Raw genomic sequence first — 16,073 nt, forward strand, 5'->3', positions numbered from 1 at the left:
ATAGATGCAAATAGTTAAACACAGCGCGACGGCGCTATTTTTGGCGGTTTTATCTTCTGCCGCTGCCGCGCATCCTCACAGTTTTATCAGCCTGCAGACGGAAATTGTCGCGGATGATACGCACCTCAGCGGGCTGAAAATGCGCTGGACGATGGATGAAATTACATCAGCCGATCTGCTTTATGACGCGGGCAATGCGAAACCGGGCGATGAGATCTGGAAAAAGCTGGCGGCGGAGGTGATGGCGAATGTGCTCGGGCAGCACTACTTCACCGAGTTCTGGCACAACGGCCAGAAAGTGAAATTCCTCAATCGGCCCACCACCTACGGGATGGAGCGCGACGGTCATCAGGCGGTGTTAACCTTTATTCTGCCGCTGGCGGAACCGCAGCCGCTCGCCGGGCAGAAATACACGTTTTCGACCTTTGACCCGAGCTACTACGTCGACATGAGCTATGCCGAGGACAAAGACGCGACCCTTCCCGCCGCGCTGCAAAAGCGCTGCAAAATTGCGGTCCATACGCCAACGCCGAGCGAAGAGACGATGAATTTTGCGCTGTCCCTCGATAAAGCCGACGCGCCGCCGGAGGATATGGATTTGGGTAAACAGTTTGCGCAGCAGGTGACCGTCCAATGTCAGTGATTGTCTCCTCACTCAGTAAAAAACGCCGCTGGCTGCATCTCTGGCCGCTATTCCTGTTTCTGATTCTGGCCGCCGTTGGCGCATTGTGGCTCTGGCAGGCGTGGCCGCAGGTGATGATGAAAAGCATCATCTGGCAGCGCGAGGTTAATCAGCAGATGAGCGGGCTGCTCAAGGCGGTGGCGGAGAATCCGACCAAAGCGGGTGGTTCGCTGCTGATCTTCAGTTTTCTGTACGGCGTGCTGCACGCCCTGGGGCCGGGCCACGGAAAAATTGTGATCACCACCTGGCTTGCGACCCATCCTTCAAAGCTCAAATCGAGTATTGGCCTGACGCTCGCCTCTTCTTTATTGCAGGGGCTGGTGGCAATTGCGCTGGTGGTTGTGGTGCTGACGGTGCTGCAACTCCCGGCTCGCCAGCTGCACATGAGCAGCTTCTGGCTGGAGAAGGGCAGTTATGCCCTGGTGGGTGTGCTGGGGCTGTTGCTCTGCTGGCGAGCGGTCAAAAAACTGCGGGCCTTGCTGCAAAAAACCAAATTCAAAGCGTTTACGCCGCATCATGTTCACGATGCACACTGTGGCTGCGGGCATCAGCATTTGCCGACGCAGGAGCAGCTGCAAAGCGGGGACGACTGGCGCGCGCGGCTGGTGATTATCCTGTCGATGGGGATGCGTCCCTGTTCCGGGGCGATCATGGTGCTGCTGTTCAGTAAGGTGATTGGGGTGTTTAGCTGGGGCGTGATCTCCGCGCTGGCGATGGCGGCGGGAACGTCGCTGACGATTACGTCGCTGGCCTTGCTGGTCCACAGTTTTCGCCAGCTGGCGGTGAAACTGAGCGGCAACAAAACGCCGGTACTGTGGCGGCAGGTGGGCTGGACGACGCTGGCGTTGGCGGGAGGCGTGATTTTACTGGTGGCGGCGGTGACGATGTGGGTCAGCGCGGTGCCGGTGGGGCGGGGGTTACGACCGTTTTAAAGGGTGCGGCCTGATGCCCTCACCCTAACCCTCTCCCACAGGGAGAGGGAACCGAAAGGAATTAACGCTTCAGCGCTTCACTCAGTTCGTCACGCATGTTCGCCAGCATCGCTTTCACTACACGCGGGTTACCGGCAACAATGTTACCGCTCATCATGTAGTTATGACCGCCGGTGAAGTCGCACACCAGGGCGCCTGCTTCACGGGCAATCAGTTCGCCTGCTGCAAAATCCCACGGCTTCAGGGCGATTTCGAAATAACCGTCAACGCGGCCCGCGGCAACGTAAGCCAGATCCAGCGCAGCAGAACCGGTGCGACGGAAATCCGCGCATTCGGTGTAGAGCTTGCCGAGGATCTTCATGTAGGTCTGAGCGTGTTGTTTGGCTTTGAACGGGAAACCGGTCGCCAGAATAGTGCCATCCAGATCGCGAGAGTTGCTGCCGCGCAGACGGTAGCCGTTCAGCTGTGCGCCCTGACCACGGGTTGCGGTGAACAGTTCGTTACGCATTGGATCGTAAACAACGGCCACTTCAGTACGGCCTTTGATGCGTACAGCGATAGAAACAGAGAAATGTGGGAGGCGTTTAACGAAGTTGGTGGTGCCATCCAGTGGATCGATTACCCATTGAACATCCTGATCTTCGCCTGTCATTTCACCGCCTTCTTCAGCGATGATGGTGTGCTGCGGGTAAGATTTGCGAATGGTTTCGACAATAATCGCTTCTGCGGCTTTATCGACGTTAGTCACAAAGTCATTGCTGCCTTTCTGGCTGGTTTCTACAGAATCTGGTGTTTCGTAGTGTTTGGCAATTACATTACCCGCCTTGCGCGCTGCGCGCACGGCGATGGTCAACATAGGATGTTGCATCGGTTACTCTCACTGGATGTTAAAGAACAGGGAAACGAAAACGGCCCAGAGTATAGCAGCGAGTTCGGATCATGTCTCTCGTTTATGATAATATGGCCGAATATTCTTCAGACACTGGCTTTCGAAAAACTCATTATGCTGCAAAACATCCGAATCGTACTGGTCGAAACATCGCACACCGGCAATATGGGCTCTGTCGCCCGCGCTATGAAAACCATGGGTTTAACCAATCTGTGGCTGGTCAATCCGCTGGTGAAACCAGATTCTCAGGCCATCGCCCTGGCAGCAGGCGCGAGTGACGTGATCGGCAACGCGCAGATCGTTGATACCCTCGACGAAGCGCTGGCGGGCTGTAGCCTGGTGGTCGGTACCAGCGCGCGTTCACGTACGCTGCCGTGGCCGATGCTCGATCCGCGCGAATGCGGCCTGAAAAGCGTCGCCGAAGCTCAGCAGGCACCGATCGCCCTGGTGTTTGGCCGTGAGCGCGTGGGTCTGACTAACGACGAGCTGCAGAAGTGTCATTATCACGTGGCGATTGCCGCAAACCCGGAATACAGCTCCCTGAACCTGGCGATGGCGGTGCAGGTTATCGCCTACGAAGTACGTATGGCATGGCTGGCAACTCAGGAAAAAGGCGTCAGCGCCGAGCAGGAAGAAGAGGCCGCGTATCCGCTGGTGGACGATCTGGAGCGTTTCTACGGTCATCTGGAACAAACGCTGCTGACCACCGGTTTTATCCGCGCGTCGCACCCAGGCCAGGTGATGAACAAGCTGCGCCGTCTGTTTACCCGCGCTCGCCCGGAAACGCAGGAGCTGAACATTCTGCGCGGGATGCTGGCGTCGATTATTGAGCAGAAGAATAAAGAGTAATGCGCACGATTTTGTAGGCCGGGTAAGCGAAGCGCCACCAGGCAAGGCTTTGAGCGCACATATGGCTAAATACCTGACTAAAACAGTCAAGTAAATAGTTGACCAATTTAGTCGGGAATGTCAGACTTGGCCCTGCTATGCAATACCCCCCATTTTACAATAAAAAACCCCGGGCAGGGGCGAGTTTGAGGTTAAGTAAGACATGAGACTGACATCTAAAGGGCGTTATGCTGTGACCGCGATGCTGGACGTTGCGCTCAACTCTGAATCGGGCCCGGTTCCGTTGGCTGATATTTCTGAACGTCAGGGAATTTCCCTCTCTTATCTGGAACAGCTGTTCTCCAGATTGCGTAAAAACGGATTGGTTTCCAGCGTGCGCGGCCCAGGCGGCGGCTATCTGCTGGGTAAAGACGCGGGCAGTATTGCAGTAGGCGAAGTCATTAGCGCTGTTGATGAGTCGGTAGATGCGACCCGTTGCCAGGGCAAAGGCGGCTGTCAGGGCGGCGATAAATGCCTGACCCATGCGCTGTGGCGCGATCTGAGCGACCGTCTGACCGGCTTCCTGAACAACATCACCCTCGGTGAACTGGTGAATAACCAGGAAGTTCTGGATGTATCTGGCCGCCAGCACAGCCATGAATCACAACGCAGCACCCGCGGACAAGACGCGATCGACGTTAAGTTACGCGCTTAAAAAAACGATAAGATTTTTCGAATCAGGCCGGGGCGTTAGCTCGCCCCGTCTACTCGGTCGTACATCCAGCCGGTTAGCCTGATTCCTTGCATTAGAGCGATGTACGGAGTTTATAGAACAATGAAATTACCGATCTATCTCGATTACTCCGCAACCACGCCGGTGGACCCGCGTGTTGCCGAGAAAATGATGCAGTGTCTGACCCTGGACGGAAACTTTGGTAACCCAGCTTCCCGTTCACACCGTTTTGGCTGGCATGCTGAAGAGGCGGTTGATATCGCCCGTAATCAGATTGCTGAGCTGGTTGGTGCCGACCCGCGTGAAATTGTTTTCACCTCCGGTGCGACCGAATCCGACAACCTGGCGATTAAAGGTGCGGCCAACTTCTATCAGAAAAAAGGCAAGCACATCATCACCAGCAAAACCGAACACAAAGCCGTGCTGGACACCTGTCGCCAGCTCGAACGTGAAGGTTTTGAGGTCACCTATCTCGCCCCACAGAGCAACGGTATTATCGACCTGAAAGAGCTCGAAGCGGCCATGCGCGACGACACCATTCTGGTGTCCATCATGCACGTTAACAACGAAATCGGCGTGGTGCAGGATATCGCGACCATCGGCGAACTCTGCCGTGCGCGCGGCATCATCTATCACGTAGATGCCACCCAGAGCGTGGGCAAACTGCCTATCGACCTGAGCCAGCTGAAAGTGGACCTGATGTCCTTCTCCGGCCACAAAATCTATGGCCCGAAAGGTATCGGCGCGCTGTACGTTCGTCGTAAGCCACGTATCCGCATCGAAGCACAGATGCACGGCGGCGGTCACGAGCGCGGCATGCGTTCCGGTACGCTGCCTGTTCACCAGATCGTCGGCATGGGTGAAGCTTACCGTATTGCAAAAGAAGAGATGGAAAGCGAGATGGCGCGTCTGCGCACGCTTCGTAACCGTCTGTGGGACGGCGTGAAAGATATGGAAGAAGTATATCTTAACGGCTCCCTCGAGCAGGGCGCTCCAAACATCCTCAACGTCAGCTTCAACTATGTTGAAGGCGAATCGCTGATTATGGCTCTGAAAGACCTGGCGGTCTCTTCTGGTTCTGCCTGTACGTCTGCAAGCCTTGAGCCATCCTACGTGCTGCGCGCGCTGGGCATGACCGACGAGCTGGCACACAGTTCTATCCGTTTCTCTTTAGGTCGCTTCACTACCGAAGAAGAGATTGACTACACCATCAAGCTGGTTCGTAACTCCATCGGCCGTCTGCGTGACCTTTCTCCACTGTGGGAAATGTTCAAACAGGGCGTGGATCTGAACAGCATTGAATGGTCACATCACTAATCGGTACGAAGGAGAATTCAACATGGCTTACAGCGAAAAAGTTATTGATCATTACGAGAACCCACGCAACGTTGGCTCTTTCGACAACAGCGACGAAAGCGTTGGTAGCGGCATGGTCGGCGCTCCGGCTTGTGGCGACGTGATGAAGTTGCAGATTAAAGTCAACAATGAAGGTATCATTGAAGACGCACGTTTCAAGACTTACGGCTGCGGTTCTGCGATCGCATCCAGCTCCCTGGTCACCGAGTGGGTGAAGGGCAAGTCTCTGGACGAAGCACAGGCAATTAAAAACACTGATATTGCTGACGAACTCGAACTGCCACCGGTGAAAATTCACTGCTCTATCCTGGCAGAAGACGCGATCAAAGCCGCCATTGCGGACTATAAAAGCAAACGTGAAGCAAAATAATTGAGGTTTGAGTATGTCGATTACCCTTAGCGACAGCGCTGCCGCGCGAGTAAGCGCCTTTCTGGCGAACCGTGGTAAAGGCTTTGGCCTGCGACTGGGCGTACGTACCTCCGGCTGTTCCGGTATGGCTTATGTACTGGAGTTTGTTGACGAACCGGCGACGGATGACACCGTGTTTGAAGACAAAGGCGTGAAGGTAGTAGTCGATGGCAAGAGCCTGCAATTTCTCAACGGCACTCAGCTGGATTTTGTGAAAGAAGGCCTGAACGAAGGCTTTAAATTCACCAATCCGAACGTAAAAGACGAGTGCGGTTGCGGCGAAAGCTTCCACGTTTAACTGCGCGTTAACCGAAACCCCACCGTGGCCTGGCTACGTGTGGGGTTTGTTCTAACTGGCTAACCCTGAGATTGTTATGGATTACTTCACCCTCTTTGGGTTGCCCGCCCAGTACCCGATCGATATCCAGGCCCTGACGGTTCGTTTCCAGGATCTGCAACGTCAATTCCATCCGGATAAATTTGCCAGCGGGTCACCGGCGGAGCAACTGGCTGCGGTTTCGCAGTCGGCCACCATCAACCAGGCGTGGCAAACCCTGCGCAGCCCGCTCTCGCGCGCAGAATATCTGCTTTCACTCCACGGTTTTGATCTGGCGAGTGAGCAACACACCGTCCGCGACACGGCTTTCCTGATGGAACAGTTGGAGCTTCGCGAAGAGCTGGATGAGATCGAACAGGCGAAAGACGAAGTCCGTCTTGAAAGCTTCATCAAACGGGTGAAAGCGATGTTCGATACCCGCCATCAGCAGATGGTTGAACAACTGAATAACGAGACGTGGGACGTGGCGGCGGACACTGTACGCAAGCTGCGTTTTCTCGATAAACTGCGAAGCAGTGCTGAACAACTCGAAGAAAAGCTGCTCGATTTCTGATTTTGGAAGCTTAACATGGCCTTATTACAAATTAGTGAGCCTGGTCTGAGCGCCGCACCGCACCAGCGTCGTCTGGCGGTGGGCATTGATTTAGGTACCACCAATTCTCTCGTCGCGACCGTGCGCAGCGGCCAGGCCGAAACCCTGGCAGACGCCGAAGGGCGTCACCTGCTGCCTTCCGTGGTTTACTACAAGCAGCATGGCCACTCCGTGGGATACGACGCGCGCGCCAATGCCGCGAAAGACCCCGCCAATACCATCAGCTCGGTAAAACGCATGATGGGCCGCTCGCTGGTCGATATCCAGACACGTTACCCGCACCTGCCGTATCAGCTGCAGGCCAGTGAAAATGGCCTGCCGATGATCGCAACCGATGCCGGTTTACTCAACCCGATTCGCGTCTCTGCTGACATTCTGAAAGCGCTGGCCGCCCGTGCGACCGCCACGCTGGAAGGCGAACTCGACGGCGTAGTAATTACCGTTCCGGCCTATTTTGACGACGCTCAGCGTCAGGGCACCAAAGACGCCGCGCGTCTGGCTGGGCTGCATGTGCTGCGCCTGCTCAACGAACCGACCGCTGCGGCGATTGCCTACGGCCTCGACTCCGGTCAGGAAGGGGTGATTGCCGTTTACGATCTCGGTGGCGGCACCTTTGATATCTCCATTCTGCGCCTCAGCCGCGGTGTGTTCGAAGTGCTGGCGACCGGTGGCGATTCTGCCCTCGGCGGCGACGACTTCGACCATCTGCTGGCGGATTACATTCGCGAGCAGGCGGGCATTGCCGATCGCAGCGACGTCCGCGTGCAGCGTGAGCTGCTCGACGCCGCTATCGACGCCAAAATCGCGCTCAGCGACGCGCAGTCTGTCACCGTTAACGTGGCGGGCTGGAGCGGGGAAATCACCCGCGAGCAGTTCAACGAACTGATTGCCGCGCTGGTAAAACGTACCCTGCTGGCCTGCCGTCGCGCGCTGAAAGACGCTAACGTCGAAGCCAGCGAGGTGCTGGAAGTGGTGATGGTGGGCGGTTCAACCCGCGTACCATTGGTGCGTGAACGCGTCGGCGAGTTCTTTGGCCGCACGCCGCTCACCTCCATCGACCCGGATAAAGTGGTGGCGATTGGCGCCGCGATTCAGGCGGACATTCTGGTCGGCAATAAGCCGGACAGCGAAATGCTGCTGCTCGATGTGATTCCGCTCTCTTTAGGGCTGGAAACCATGGGCGGCCTGGTCGAGAAAGTGATCCCGCGTAACACCACCATTCCGGTGGCGCGCGCGCAGGAGTTCACCACTTTCAAAGACGGTCAGACGGCGATGTCCATCCACGTAATGCAGGGTGAGCGCGAGCTGGTTCAGGATTGCCGCTCGCTGGCGCGTTTCGCGCTGCGCGGTATCCCGGCGCTGCCTGCTGGCGGAGCGCATATTCGCGTCACCTTCCAGGTGGATGCAGACGGCCTGCTGAGCGTCACGGCGATGGAAAAATCGACCGGCGTGGAGTCTTCTATCCAGGTGAAACCGTCCTACGGTCTGACCGATGGCGAAATCGCCTCCATGATTCAGGATTCAATGAGCTATGCCGAACAGGATGTGAAGGCACGTATGCTGGCGGAGCAGAAAGTCGAAGCCGCGCGCGTGCTGGAAAGTCTGGAAGGCGCACTCACTGCTGATGCCGCGCTGCTAAGCGCCGCAGAGCGCCAGGTGATTGACGAGGCCGTTGCGCAGTTACGCGCCGTGGCCGAAGGCGATGACGCTGACGCAATAGAACAAGCGATTAAAAACGTTGATAAGCAAACCCAGGATTTCGCCGCACGCCGTATGGACCAGTCTGTCCGTACCGCGCTGAAAGGCCAGTCCGTGGACGAGGTTTAATATGCCAAAGATTGTTTTTCTGCCTCATGCGGACCTCTGTCCGGATGGCGCAGTTCTGGAAGCTGAGACCGGCGAAACTATCCTCGACGTTGCCCTGCGGGGCGGTATCGAAGTGGAACACGCCTGTGAAAAATCCTGTGCCTGCACCACCTGCCACTGCATCGTGCGTGAAGGTTTCGACTCCCTCGCGGAAAGCACCGAAGACGAAGACGACATGCTGGATAAAGCATGGGGTCTGGAGCCAGACAGCCGTTTAAGCTGCCAGGCGCGTGTCACCGATGAAGACCTGGTGGTCGAAATCCCGCGTTACACTATCAACCATGCGCGTGAGCACTAACAGGGGGTAGTATGGGACTGAAGTGGACCGATAGCCGCGAAATCGGCGAGGCGCTATACGACGCCAACCCGGATCTCGATCCGAAGACCGTACGATTCACCGATATGCATCAGTGGATCTGCGACCTGGAAGATTTTGACGACGATCCCAGCGCATCCAATGAAAAAATTCTGGAGGCGATTCTGTTAGTCTGGTTAGATGAAGCAGACGTTTAGTGGAAAGATCATACGGGCTGCCTCTGGCGGCCCGTTTGCTAGTTGCTAATAAGGAAAAATAAAATGACCGAAGCGATGAAAATTACGCTCTCTACACAGCCTGCGGACGCACGCTGGGGCGACAATGCCACCTACAGCATTAATAATGACGGCATTACCCTGCACCTGAACGATTCCGATGACTTGGGCCTGATCCAGCGCGCCGCGCGTAAAATTGACGGTCTGGGCATCAAGCACGTCACGCTGGCTGGAGTTGGCTGGGACACGGATCGCAGCTGGGCATTCTGGGCGGGCTACAAAGGCCCGAAAGGCACCCGTAAAGTCGAGTGGGCAAACCTCGATGAAGCCGCGCAGAAAGAGCTGGAAAACCGTCTGACCATCATCGACTGGGTGCGCGACACCATCAACGCCCCGGCGGAAGAGCTCGGTCCTGAGCAGCTGGCGCAGCGCGCGGTCGATCTGCTGTGCAAAGCGGCGGGCGACAAAATGTCGTATCGCATCACCAAAGGTGAAGATCTGCGTGAGCAGAATTACATGGGCATTCACACCGTGGGTCGCGGCTCCGAGCGTCCACCGGTCCTGCTGGCACTGGATTACAACCCAACCGGCGATAAACAGGCTCCGGTCTTTGCGTGCCTGGTCGGGAAAGGCATTACCTTTGATACCGGCGGCTACAGCCTGAAGCAGAGCGCCTTCATGGACTCCATGAAATCCGACATGGGCGGCGCAGCCACCATCACCGGCGCGCTGGCGTTTGCTATCACTCGCGGTCTGAACAAGCGCGTGAAACTGTATCTGTGCTGCGCCGACAACATGGTGAGCGGCAACGCCTTCAAGCTGGGCGATATCATTCGCTATCGCAACGGTAAAAACGTTGAAGTGATGAACACCGACGCCGAAGGCCGTCTGGTGCTGGCCGATGGCCTGATTGACGCCTCCGCGCAGAAACCAGAGCTGATCATCGACATGGCGACCCTGACGGGTGCGGCGAAAACCGCCCTGGGCAACGATTATCACGCTCTGTTCAGCTTCGACGACAAACTGGCCGCGCGTCTGCTGGCGAGTGCCGCCGCTGAGAACGAACCGTTCTGGCGCCTGCCGCTGGCGGAATTCCACCGCAGCCAGCTGCCGTCCAACTTTGCCGAGCTGAACAACACCGCCAGCGCAGCCTACCCGGCGGGCGCAAGCACTGCGGCAGGTTTCCTGTCCCACTTCGTTGAAAACTATCGTGAAGGCTGGTTGCACATCGACTGTTCCGCGACCTACCGTAAAGCGGGCGTCGAGCAGTGGTCTGCGGGTGCCACCGGTCTGGGTGTGCGTACTATTGCGAATCTGTTGACGGCTGAATAATTGGCTTAATGCCGGGTGGCGCTGCGCTTACCCGGCCTACAAAACCCGTAGGCCCGTGCAAGCGCAGCGCCGTCGGGCGAAAAACGTAACGAAACTATGTCCGAAACCAAAAACGAATTAGAAACTTTGCTGGAGCAGGCGGCGACTGAACCCGCCCACCGTCCGGCATTTTTCCGCACCCTGCTGGAGTCTACCGTCTGGGTGCCGGGAACCGCGGCGGAAGGCGAGCAGGTTGTCGAAGACAGCGCGCTGGATCTGCTGCACTGGGAGAAAGACGACGGCACTTCCGTCATCCCGTTCTTCACCTCGCTGGAAGCCCTGCAGCAGGCGGTCGAAGACGAACAGGCGTTCGTGGTCATGCCCGTGCGCACGCTGTTTGAAATGACGCTTGGCGAAACCCTGTTCCTCAACGCCAAACTCCCGACCGGAAAAGAGTTCACCCCGCGCGAAATCAGCCATCTGATTGGCGAAGAGGGCAACCCGCTGAGCACGCAGGAAGTGCTGGAAGGCGGCGAAACCCTGCTGCTCTCCGAAGTGGCCGAACCCCCGGCGCAGATGATCGACTCCCTGACCACGCTGTTTAAAACCATCAAGCCGGTGAAACGCGCGTTTCTCTGCTCGATCAAAGAGAGTGCCGAAGAACAGCCCGTTCTGCTGATCGGCATTGAAGCGGACGGTGACATCGAGGAGATCATTCAGGCGGCTGGCAGCGTGGCCACCGACACCCTGCCGGGCGACGAGCCGATTGATATCTGTCAGGTCGTGAAAGGTGAGAAGGGCATCAGCCACTTTATTACCGAGCACATCACGCCGTTCTACGAACGTCGCTGGGGCGGCTTCTTGCGCGATCTGAAAACCACCCGCATTATCTGAAGCGGTCGGGGTGAGCACTCACCCCGTCGCTTCCAGCAACAGCAAATCCATCAGCAGCACCAGATTCGATTCAAACGACGTCACCCCTGCGGCCTCGGCGGCGAAATGCACCGCTTCGTCATACAGCGCGAAATGCAAATCCGCCATTCCGGCCAGGGTATTTGCTGACGCGCGGGTAAAGGCGATCACCGTCATGCCGACGTTTTTGGCGATCCGCGCTTTATCCAGCACCTGCTCCGTCTCGCCGCTGCGCGACACCGCGATAAACACCTGATAGCGCGCGGCGTTACTCAGAAAGATATTCCGGCTGTCGCCCGGTCCGGAAATAAACGCCGTTTTGCCCAGCACCTGCAGCTTTTTGGTCAGGTACTCGGCGAACAGATAGGAAAACCCGGCACCGTACAGGAAGAAACTCTCTTTCTCGCGCAGCAGCGTCGCAAACTGACGGCGCTTATCTTCCGTTACCCACTGAAAGGTCTGCTGATAGTTGGCGATAAACTGACTGAACAGGGCGGGCAGCTGCGGTAAATCCTGAGCCTCGCTCGCAATGTGCGGTGTATCGGTGAGTAACTGTTTGCAGTGCCAGATGAACTCGCTAAAGCCGCTAAACCCCAGCTTCTGGCACAGGCGCATGATGGTCGCCGTTGAGACGAAGGTCGCCTGCGCCAGCTCGCGTACCGTGATATTGCCCACCAGCAGCGGATGCTCCGTGAGATGGGCCAGGACGCGATATTCCGCGCGGGTCAGAGACTCCCCGCGCGTCAGTAGCGTTGCCAGTCGGTTATCCATTATTGAGCGGGTTCGATCGGCAGATCGTCCCGTGCGCCCCATTCGCTCCACGCCCCGTCGTACAGCGTCACGTCGGTCACGCCGAGCGTTGCCAGCGCCAGAATCACCACGCAGGCCGTGACGCCGGAGCCGCAGCTCGCAATCACCGGTTTGTGCAAATCCACACCCTGACGCTCAAAAATCTCGCTCAGTTCGTCGGTGGTTTTCAGCTCGCCTTCAAACACCAGATCGCCCCACGGCACATTGAGCGCGCCAGGAATATGGCCGCGTTTCAGGCCGGGACGCGGTTCGTCTGCCTGAGCATTAAAGCGGGGAGCCGGGCGGGCATCGACGATTTGCGCCGTTTTCTCGTGGCTGGCGAGCAGGACGTCGGTCAGCCGTTTCACCACGCTCGCGTCAAGCGTGGCGTCAAAATCACCTTCCGCAAGCGAAACATCACCCTGCTGGAGCGGCAGTTCGTCGCGCTGCCAGCCCGCCAGTCCGCCGGCCAGAATCGACACATTCTCGACGCCGAAGGTTTTCAGCATCCACCACGCGCGCGGGGCGGAGAACAGATTGCCCTCGTCGTACACCACCAGGTGTTTATCGCGGCTGATGCCCAGCTCACGCATTGCCACGGCAAAAGCTTCCGGGCGCGGCAGCATGTGGGGCAGGGGAGAGGTGTGATCGGAGAGGGCTTCGATATCAAAAAAGACCGCGCCCGGAAGATGTCCGGCGCGGTACTCCGCGGGAACGTCGCGATGCTCCTGGCCTGGCGGGGCCATGCGCGCATCGAGGATTTGCACTTCCGGATCGTCGCTGTGTTCGATAAGCCAGTCGGCTGCGACAAAATATGAGGTGGACATGGGTGCCTCCATTTTTTCCTTAAAAAAGGATTGTCGGTGTTTTATCTGACACCGACAAGCACACCACGTTCAACTCGCGAGCAAGCCCTTATTTTTTCACCGCTTCGCCGTCCTGCCACGCTTTTTGCAGCGCAGGCCAGTAGTCGCGGTTGGCCTCGATCATCTCATCGAGAATGGCTTTCGCATGCTCCATCGTCGGCACGGTGCGGTTCAGGGTAAATGCCTGCAACGCTTTTTCGTAGCTGCCTTCGATGGTCGCTTCCACCAGCAGTTGCTCAGAGGCGAGCTGCTGCTGGAGCAGCGTCTGATGGAACAGCGGAACCTGGCCCACGCGAATCGGCTCTGGCCCTTCGGAGGTGATATAGGCCGGGACTTCCACCACCGCGTCGTACGGCAAGTTGGTGATCGCCCCACGGTTTTCGACCATCACCAGATGGCGCTGACGCAGGTTGAACGCCAGCGAACGCGCCACATCGACAATAAACTCGCCGTGCACGCCGACGTGGAAAGCGTCGGAGAGAATACCGGTACGTTTGTACTCTTCCGCCGCCGCGAACAGCTTTTTCTCGCGCCCGTTCATCACTTCGTTGGCGCGGGTGTAGTCCGGGTTCTGATGCTCCACAATCTGGTTTGGCATCAGGTAATACTGCAGATACGGGTTCGGCAGGTATTCCGGGAAGTTATCCATGATCGGCTTAATGTTGCGCCAGGTTTTTACCCACGACGGGTCCGAGTGCTGCGGGTCGGTTCTGGCGGCATCTTCCGTCAGCAGGCCGTATTGCGCGATGTGACGGCGCAGCTCGGGCAGTCTGTCGACGCCGTCCACCAGTACGCGGGTAAACCAGCCGAAGTGGTTGAGGCCAAAATAGTCCACTTCCAGCTTGTGACGATCCACACCCAGAATCGCGCCCATATTACGCATCGCCGCCACCGGCATATCACAGATGTTCAGCACGCGGGCGTTGGGACGCAGGCGGCGTACGCCTTCCGCCACAATCGCCGCCGGGTTAGAGTAGTTCACGATCCAGGCTTTTTCGTGAGCGTAACGCTCGACCAGATCGATCAGCTCCACCATCGGCAAAATCGTGCGCAGACCATAGGCCAGCCCGCCGGGGCCGCAGGTTTCCTGGCCGACCACGCCGTGGCGCAGGGGGATCTTCTCATCCTGCTCGCGCATTTTGTACTGCCCGACGCGCATCTGAGCGAAGACAAAGTGTGCCCCGCTGAAAGCCACTTCCGGGTCGTGGGTAACGGTAAATTTGATGCTCTGACTGTGGTCGCGAATCACTTTTTCGACCACTGGCGCAATGGTGTCCTGGCGCGCGGCGTCGATGTCGTACAGGCGAATTTCCGCCAGCGGGAAATCCTGCAGCTGGACCATCAGGCTTTTCACAATGCCCGGCGTGTAGGTGCTGCCGCCACCGGCAATGGAGAGAATAAAGGGAGGTTTAAACATGTTTGGCTCCTTCAGAGAAACGTCTCAACGGCTTCTCGCATTTTTTTGACGTGCAGCCCGTAGACCACCTGAACGTTGTTACCTTGCTTGATAATGCCTTTCGCGCCCGTCGCCTTGAGGCGTGGCTCGTCGATGATGTCGACATCTTTGACGGTGACGCGCAGTCGGGTGTAGCAGTTATCCACCACTTCAATATTTGCTCGCCCGCCGAGACCGACCACGATGGACTCGCCCAGTCCGTCGTTGCTGCCTTTCGCCTGATACTCTTGCTTGCTGTACAGACGGGTTTCCTGTTCGTCATCCTCACGGCCCGGCGTTTTCATGTTGAAGCGCAGGATCAGGAAGCGGAACACGATGAAGTAGAGGGCGAACATGATCATCCCGACCACGATGTACATCGGCCAGTTCGACTTCTCCGTGCCCAGCGGCAGGTTGTAGAGAATGAAATCGATAATGCCGTTGGCACCGATGGCGTGGACGCCCAACAGGTAGAACAGCATCATGCCGAGACCGGTCAGCACCGCGTGAACCACAAACAGCAGCGGGGCGACGAAGAGGAAGGAGAACTCCAGTGGTTCGGTCACGCCGACCAGCAGCGAGGTCAGCGCCGCCGGGATCAGAATGGCTTTCGCCAGCGCTTTACGCTCCGGTCGGGCAGTGACGTACATCGCCAGCGCCGCGGCGGGGAGACCGAACATCTTGCTGATCCCACGCGCATCCCACACCACCGTGCTGCTGAGCTGTTTCACTTCCGGGCAGGCCATTTCGGCGAAGTAGATATTCCGCGCGCCCTGATAGACGGTGCCGCACACCTCCTGCGTCCCGCCCAGCTCCGTATACAGGAACGGGGTATAAACCAGGTGATGCAGACCCGTTGGCACCAGAATGCGCTCCAGGAAACCGTAAATTGCGACGCCAAACGGACCCGAACCTTTAATGGCAAGCGCCATGGCGCTGATCCCGTGCTGGGCAAAAGGCCACAGCTCGCTCATCACCACGCCGAGGACCATCGACACCGGCAGCATCACAATGGCCACGAAGCAGTGCCCGGAGTAGATCGCCATCGCGCCGTTAAACTGTACGCCGGAGTATTTGTTGTACAGGTATCCCGACAGAGCACCGGTGAGGATCCCGGCGAACACGCCCATCTCCAGCACCTGAACGCCTAATACCATACTCTGCCCGGCGGCTTTCATCTGATCGGCGGGGGCCAGATGCCCTTGCAACTGGAGCGTCACATTCATGGCATTGATAAACACTACAAAGGTCACCAGGCCTATCAGCGCCGCGTAACCTTTGTCACGCGTGGCGAGGCCAATGGGAATGCCGACCGCAAAGACCAGCGCCAGATTCACAAGCACCGAGACCGCCGATTTAGCAATCAGCTGTCCTGTGTGTTGAATCAGAGGATGGCCGAGAAACGGCACATACTCGGCAAGATTACCGTTACCCAATACGTTGCCGAAGGCGATAAACAGCCCGACAATCGGTAAGATAAGTACCGGTCCGTACAATGATTTTCCGAAATTTTGTAGGGCGTTCACGGCTCGTTTCATGGCTATCTCTCTAAGTGAACCGCGCACTCAGGGTGCGTCTGAGTATTAAGCTAGCAGGTGGCGCGTC

The 16,073-nt window shown here is 57.4% G+C and carries 18 protein-coding genes; 13 read left to right on the forward strand and 5 right to left on the reverse strand.

The annotated features are described in order from the left end of the window. The first annotated feature begins 4 nt into the window (after positions 1-4). Together AC3WS9_RS06090 and AC3WS9_RS06095 are read left to right on the forward strand one after the other, a co-directional pair. Positions 5-643 carry a DUF1007 family protein gene (locus AC3WS9_RS06090; RefSeq protein ID WP_282494187.1) on the forward strand — a complete coding sequence of 213 codons (639 nt, stop codon included), beginning with the start codon at positions 5-7 and terminating at the stop codon, positions 641-643. Then, positions 634-1,614, forward strand: a complete 981-nt coding sequence (locus AC3WS9_RS06095) for a nickel/cobalt transporter (RefSeq protein WP_492487308.1) — start codon at positions 634-636, stop codon at positions 1,612-1,614. Before AC3WS9_RS06090 ends, AC3WS9_RS06095 begins: the two co-directional genes overlap by 10 nt. 61 nt (positions 1,615-1,675) lie before the next feature. Here AC3WS9_RS06095 and suhB read toward each other — a convergent pair whose 3' ends face one another. Continuing rightward, complete coding sequence (gene suhB / locus AC3WS9_RS06100) at positions 1,676-2,482, reverse strand: inositol-1-monophosphatase (protein WP_282494189.1); 807 nt, start codon at positions 2,480-2,482, stop codon at positions 1,676-1,678. Between the two features lie 135 nt (positions 2,483-2,617). Here suhB and trmJ point away from each other — a divergent pair, with 135 nt between their 5' ends. The 11 genes from trmJ (at position 2,618) to sseB (ending at position 11,360) form a co-directional block, all read left to right on the forward strand. Then, positions 2,618-3,352 (forward strand): tRNA (cytosine(32)/uridine(32)-2'-O)-methyltransferase TrmJ, encoded by a 735-nt coding sequence (trmJ, locus tag AC3WS9_RS06105; RefSeq protein WP_285146889.1) that lies wholly within the window; start codon positions 2,618-2,620, stop codon positions 3,350-3,352. 202 nt (positions 3,353-3,554) lie between these two features. Next, positions 3,555-4,046, forward strand: a complete 492-nt coding sequence (iscR, locus tag AC3WS9_RS06110; protein WP_282494191.1) for a Fe-S cluster assembly transcriptional regulator IscR — start codon at positions 3,555-3,557, stop codon at positions 4,044-4,046. A 120-nt stretch (positions 4,047-4,166) separates the two neighbouring features. Further along, a complete protein-coding gene (locus AC3WS9_RS06115; protein ID WP_492487311.1) occupies positions 4,167-5,381 on the forward strand; it encodes an IscS subfamily cysteine desulfurase in 1,215 nt (404 codons plus the stop codon). 22 nt (positions 5,382-5,403) lie between these two features. Further along, positions 5,404-5,790, forward strand: a complete 387-nt coding sequence (iscU, locus tag AC3WS9_RS06120) for a Fe-S cluster assembly scaffold IscU (protein WP_005120408.1) — start codon at positions 5,404-5,406, stop codon at positions 5,788-5,790. 13 nt (positions 5,791-5,803) lie between these two features. Then, positions 5,804-6,127 carry an iron-sulfur cluster assembly protein IscA gene (gene iscA, locus AC3WS9_RS06125; RefSeq protein WP_282494193.1) on the forward strand — a complete coding sequence of 108 codons (324 nt, stop codon included), beginning with the start codon at positions 5,804-5,806 and terminating at the stop codon, positions 6,125-6,127. Positions 6,128-6,203: 76 nt separating this feature from the next. Beyond that, entirely contained in the window at positions 6,204-6,719 is a 516-nt protein-coding gene (gene hscB / locus AC3WS9_RS06130; RefSeq protein ID WP_492487314.1) for a co-chaperone HscB, read from the forward strand. 15 nt (positions 6,720-6,734) lie between these two features. After that, positions 6,735-8,585 carry a Fe-S protein assembly chaperone HscA gene (hscA, locus tag AC3WS9_RS06135; RefSeq protein WP_492487316.1) on the forward strand — a complete coding sequence of 617 codons (1,851 nt, stop codon included), beginning with the start codon at positions 6,735-6,737 and terminating at the stop codon, positions 8,583-8,585. Between the two features lies 1 nt (position 8,586). After that, the gene (gene fdx, locus AC3WS9_RS06140) at positions 8,587-8,922 is read left to right on the forward strand and encodes an ISC system 2Fe-2S type ferredoxin (protein WP_282494196.1); all 336 of its coding nucleotides are present in this window, start codon (positions 8,587-8,589) and stop codon (positions 8,920-8,922) included. Positions 8,923-8,933: 11 nt separating this feature from the next. Further along, on the forward strand, positions 8,934-9,137 hold the full coding sequence (iscX, locus tag AC3WS9_RS06145; protein ID WP_100779311.1) for a Fe-S cluster assembly protein IscX: 204 nt from the start codon (positions 8,934-8,936) through the stop codon (positions 9,135-9,137). 63 nt (positions 9,138-9,200) lie between these two features. Continuing rightward, entirely contained in the window at positions 9,201-10,487 is a 1,287-nt protein-coding gene (gene pepB, locus AC3WS9_RS06150; protein WP_492487318.1) for an aminopeptidase PepB, read from the forward strand. Positions 10,488-10,583: 96 nt separating this feature from the next. Further along, the gene (gene sseB / locus AC3WS9_RS06155; protein WP_285146882.1) at positions 10,584-11,360 is read left to right on the forward strand and encodes an enhanced serine sensitivity protein SseB; all 777 of its coding nucleotides are present in this window, start codon (positions 10,584-10,586) and stop codon (positions 11,358-11,360) included. 18 nt (positions 11,361-11,378) lie between these two features. On the opposite strand, the gene AC3WS9_RS06160 is transcribed toward sseB, so the two are convergent. From AC3WS9_RS06160 to AC3WS9_RS06175, 4 genes are all read right to left on the reverse strand, one after another. Continuing rightward, entirely contained in the window at positions 11,379-12,149 is a 771-nt protein-coding gene (locus AC3WS9_RS06160) for a MurR/RpiR family transcriptional regulator (protein WP_492487320.1), read from the reverse strand. After that, positions 12,149-12,994, reverse strand: coding sequence for a 3-mercaptopyruvate sulfurtransferase (gene sseA / locus AC3WS9_RS06165; protein ID WP_492487322.1), 846 nt, complete (start codon positions 12,992-12,994; stop codon positions 12,149-12,151). Before sseA ends, AC3WS9_RS06160 begins: the two co-directional genes overlap by 1 nt. Before the next feature lie 88 nt (positions 12,995-13,082). After that, positions 13,083-14,450, reverse strand: a complete 1,368-nt coding sequence (locus AC3WS9_RS06170; protein WP_492487324.1) for a 6-phospho-alpha-glucosidase — start codon at positions 14,448-14,450, stop codon at positions 13,083-13,085. A gap of 11 nt (positions 14,451-14,461) precedes the next feature. Continuing rightward, positions 14,462-16,006: a PTS transporter subunit EIIC gene (locus AC3WS9_RS06175; RefSeq protein WP_492487326.1), complete on the reverse strand. Its 1,545-nt coding sequence runs from the start codon at positions 16,004-16,006 to the stop codon at positions 14,462-14,464. Between the last annotated feature and the right edge of the window lie 67 nt (positions 16,007-16,073).

This window comes from Lelliottia sp. EB106-05-01-XG201 (assembly GCF_058791735.1).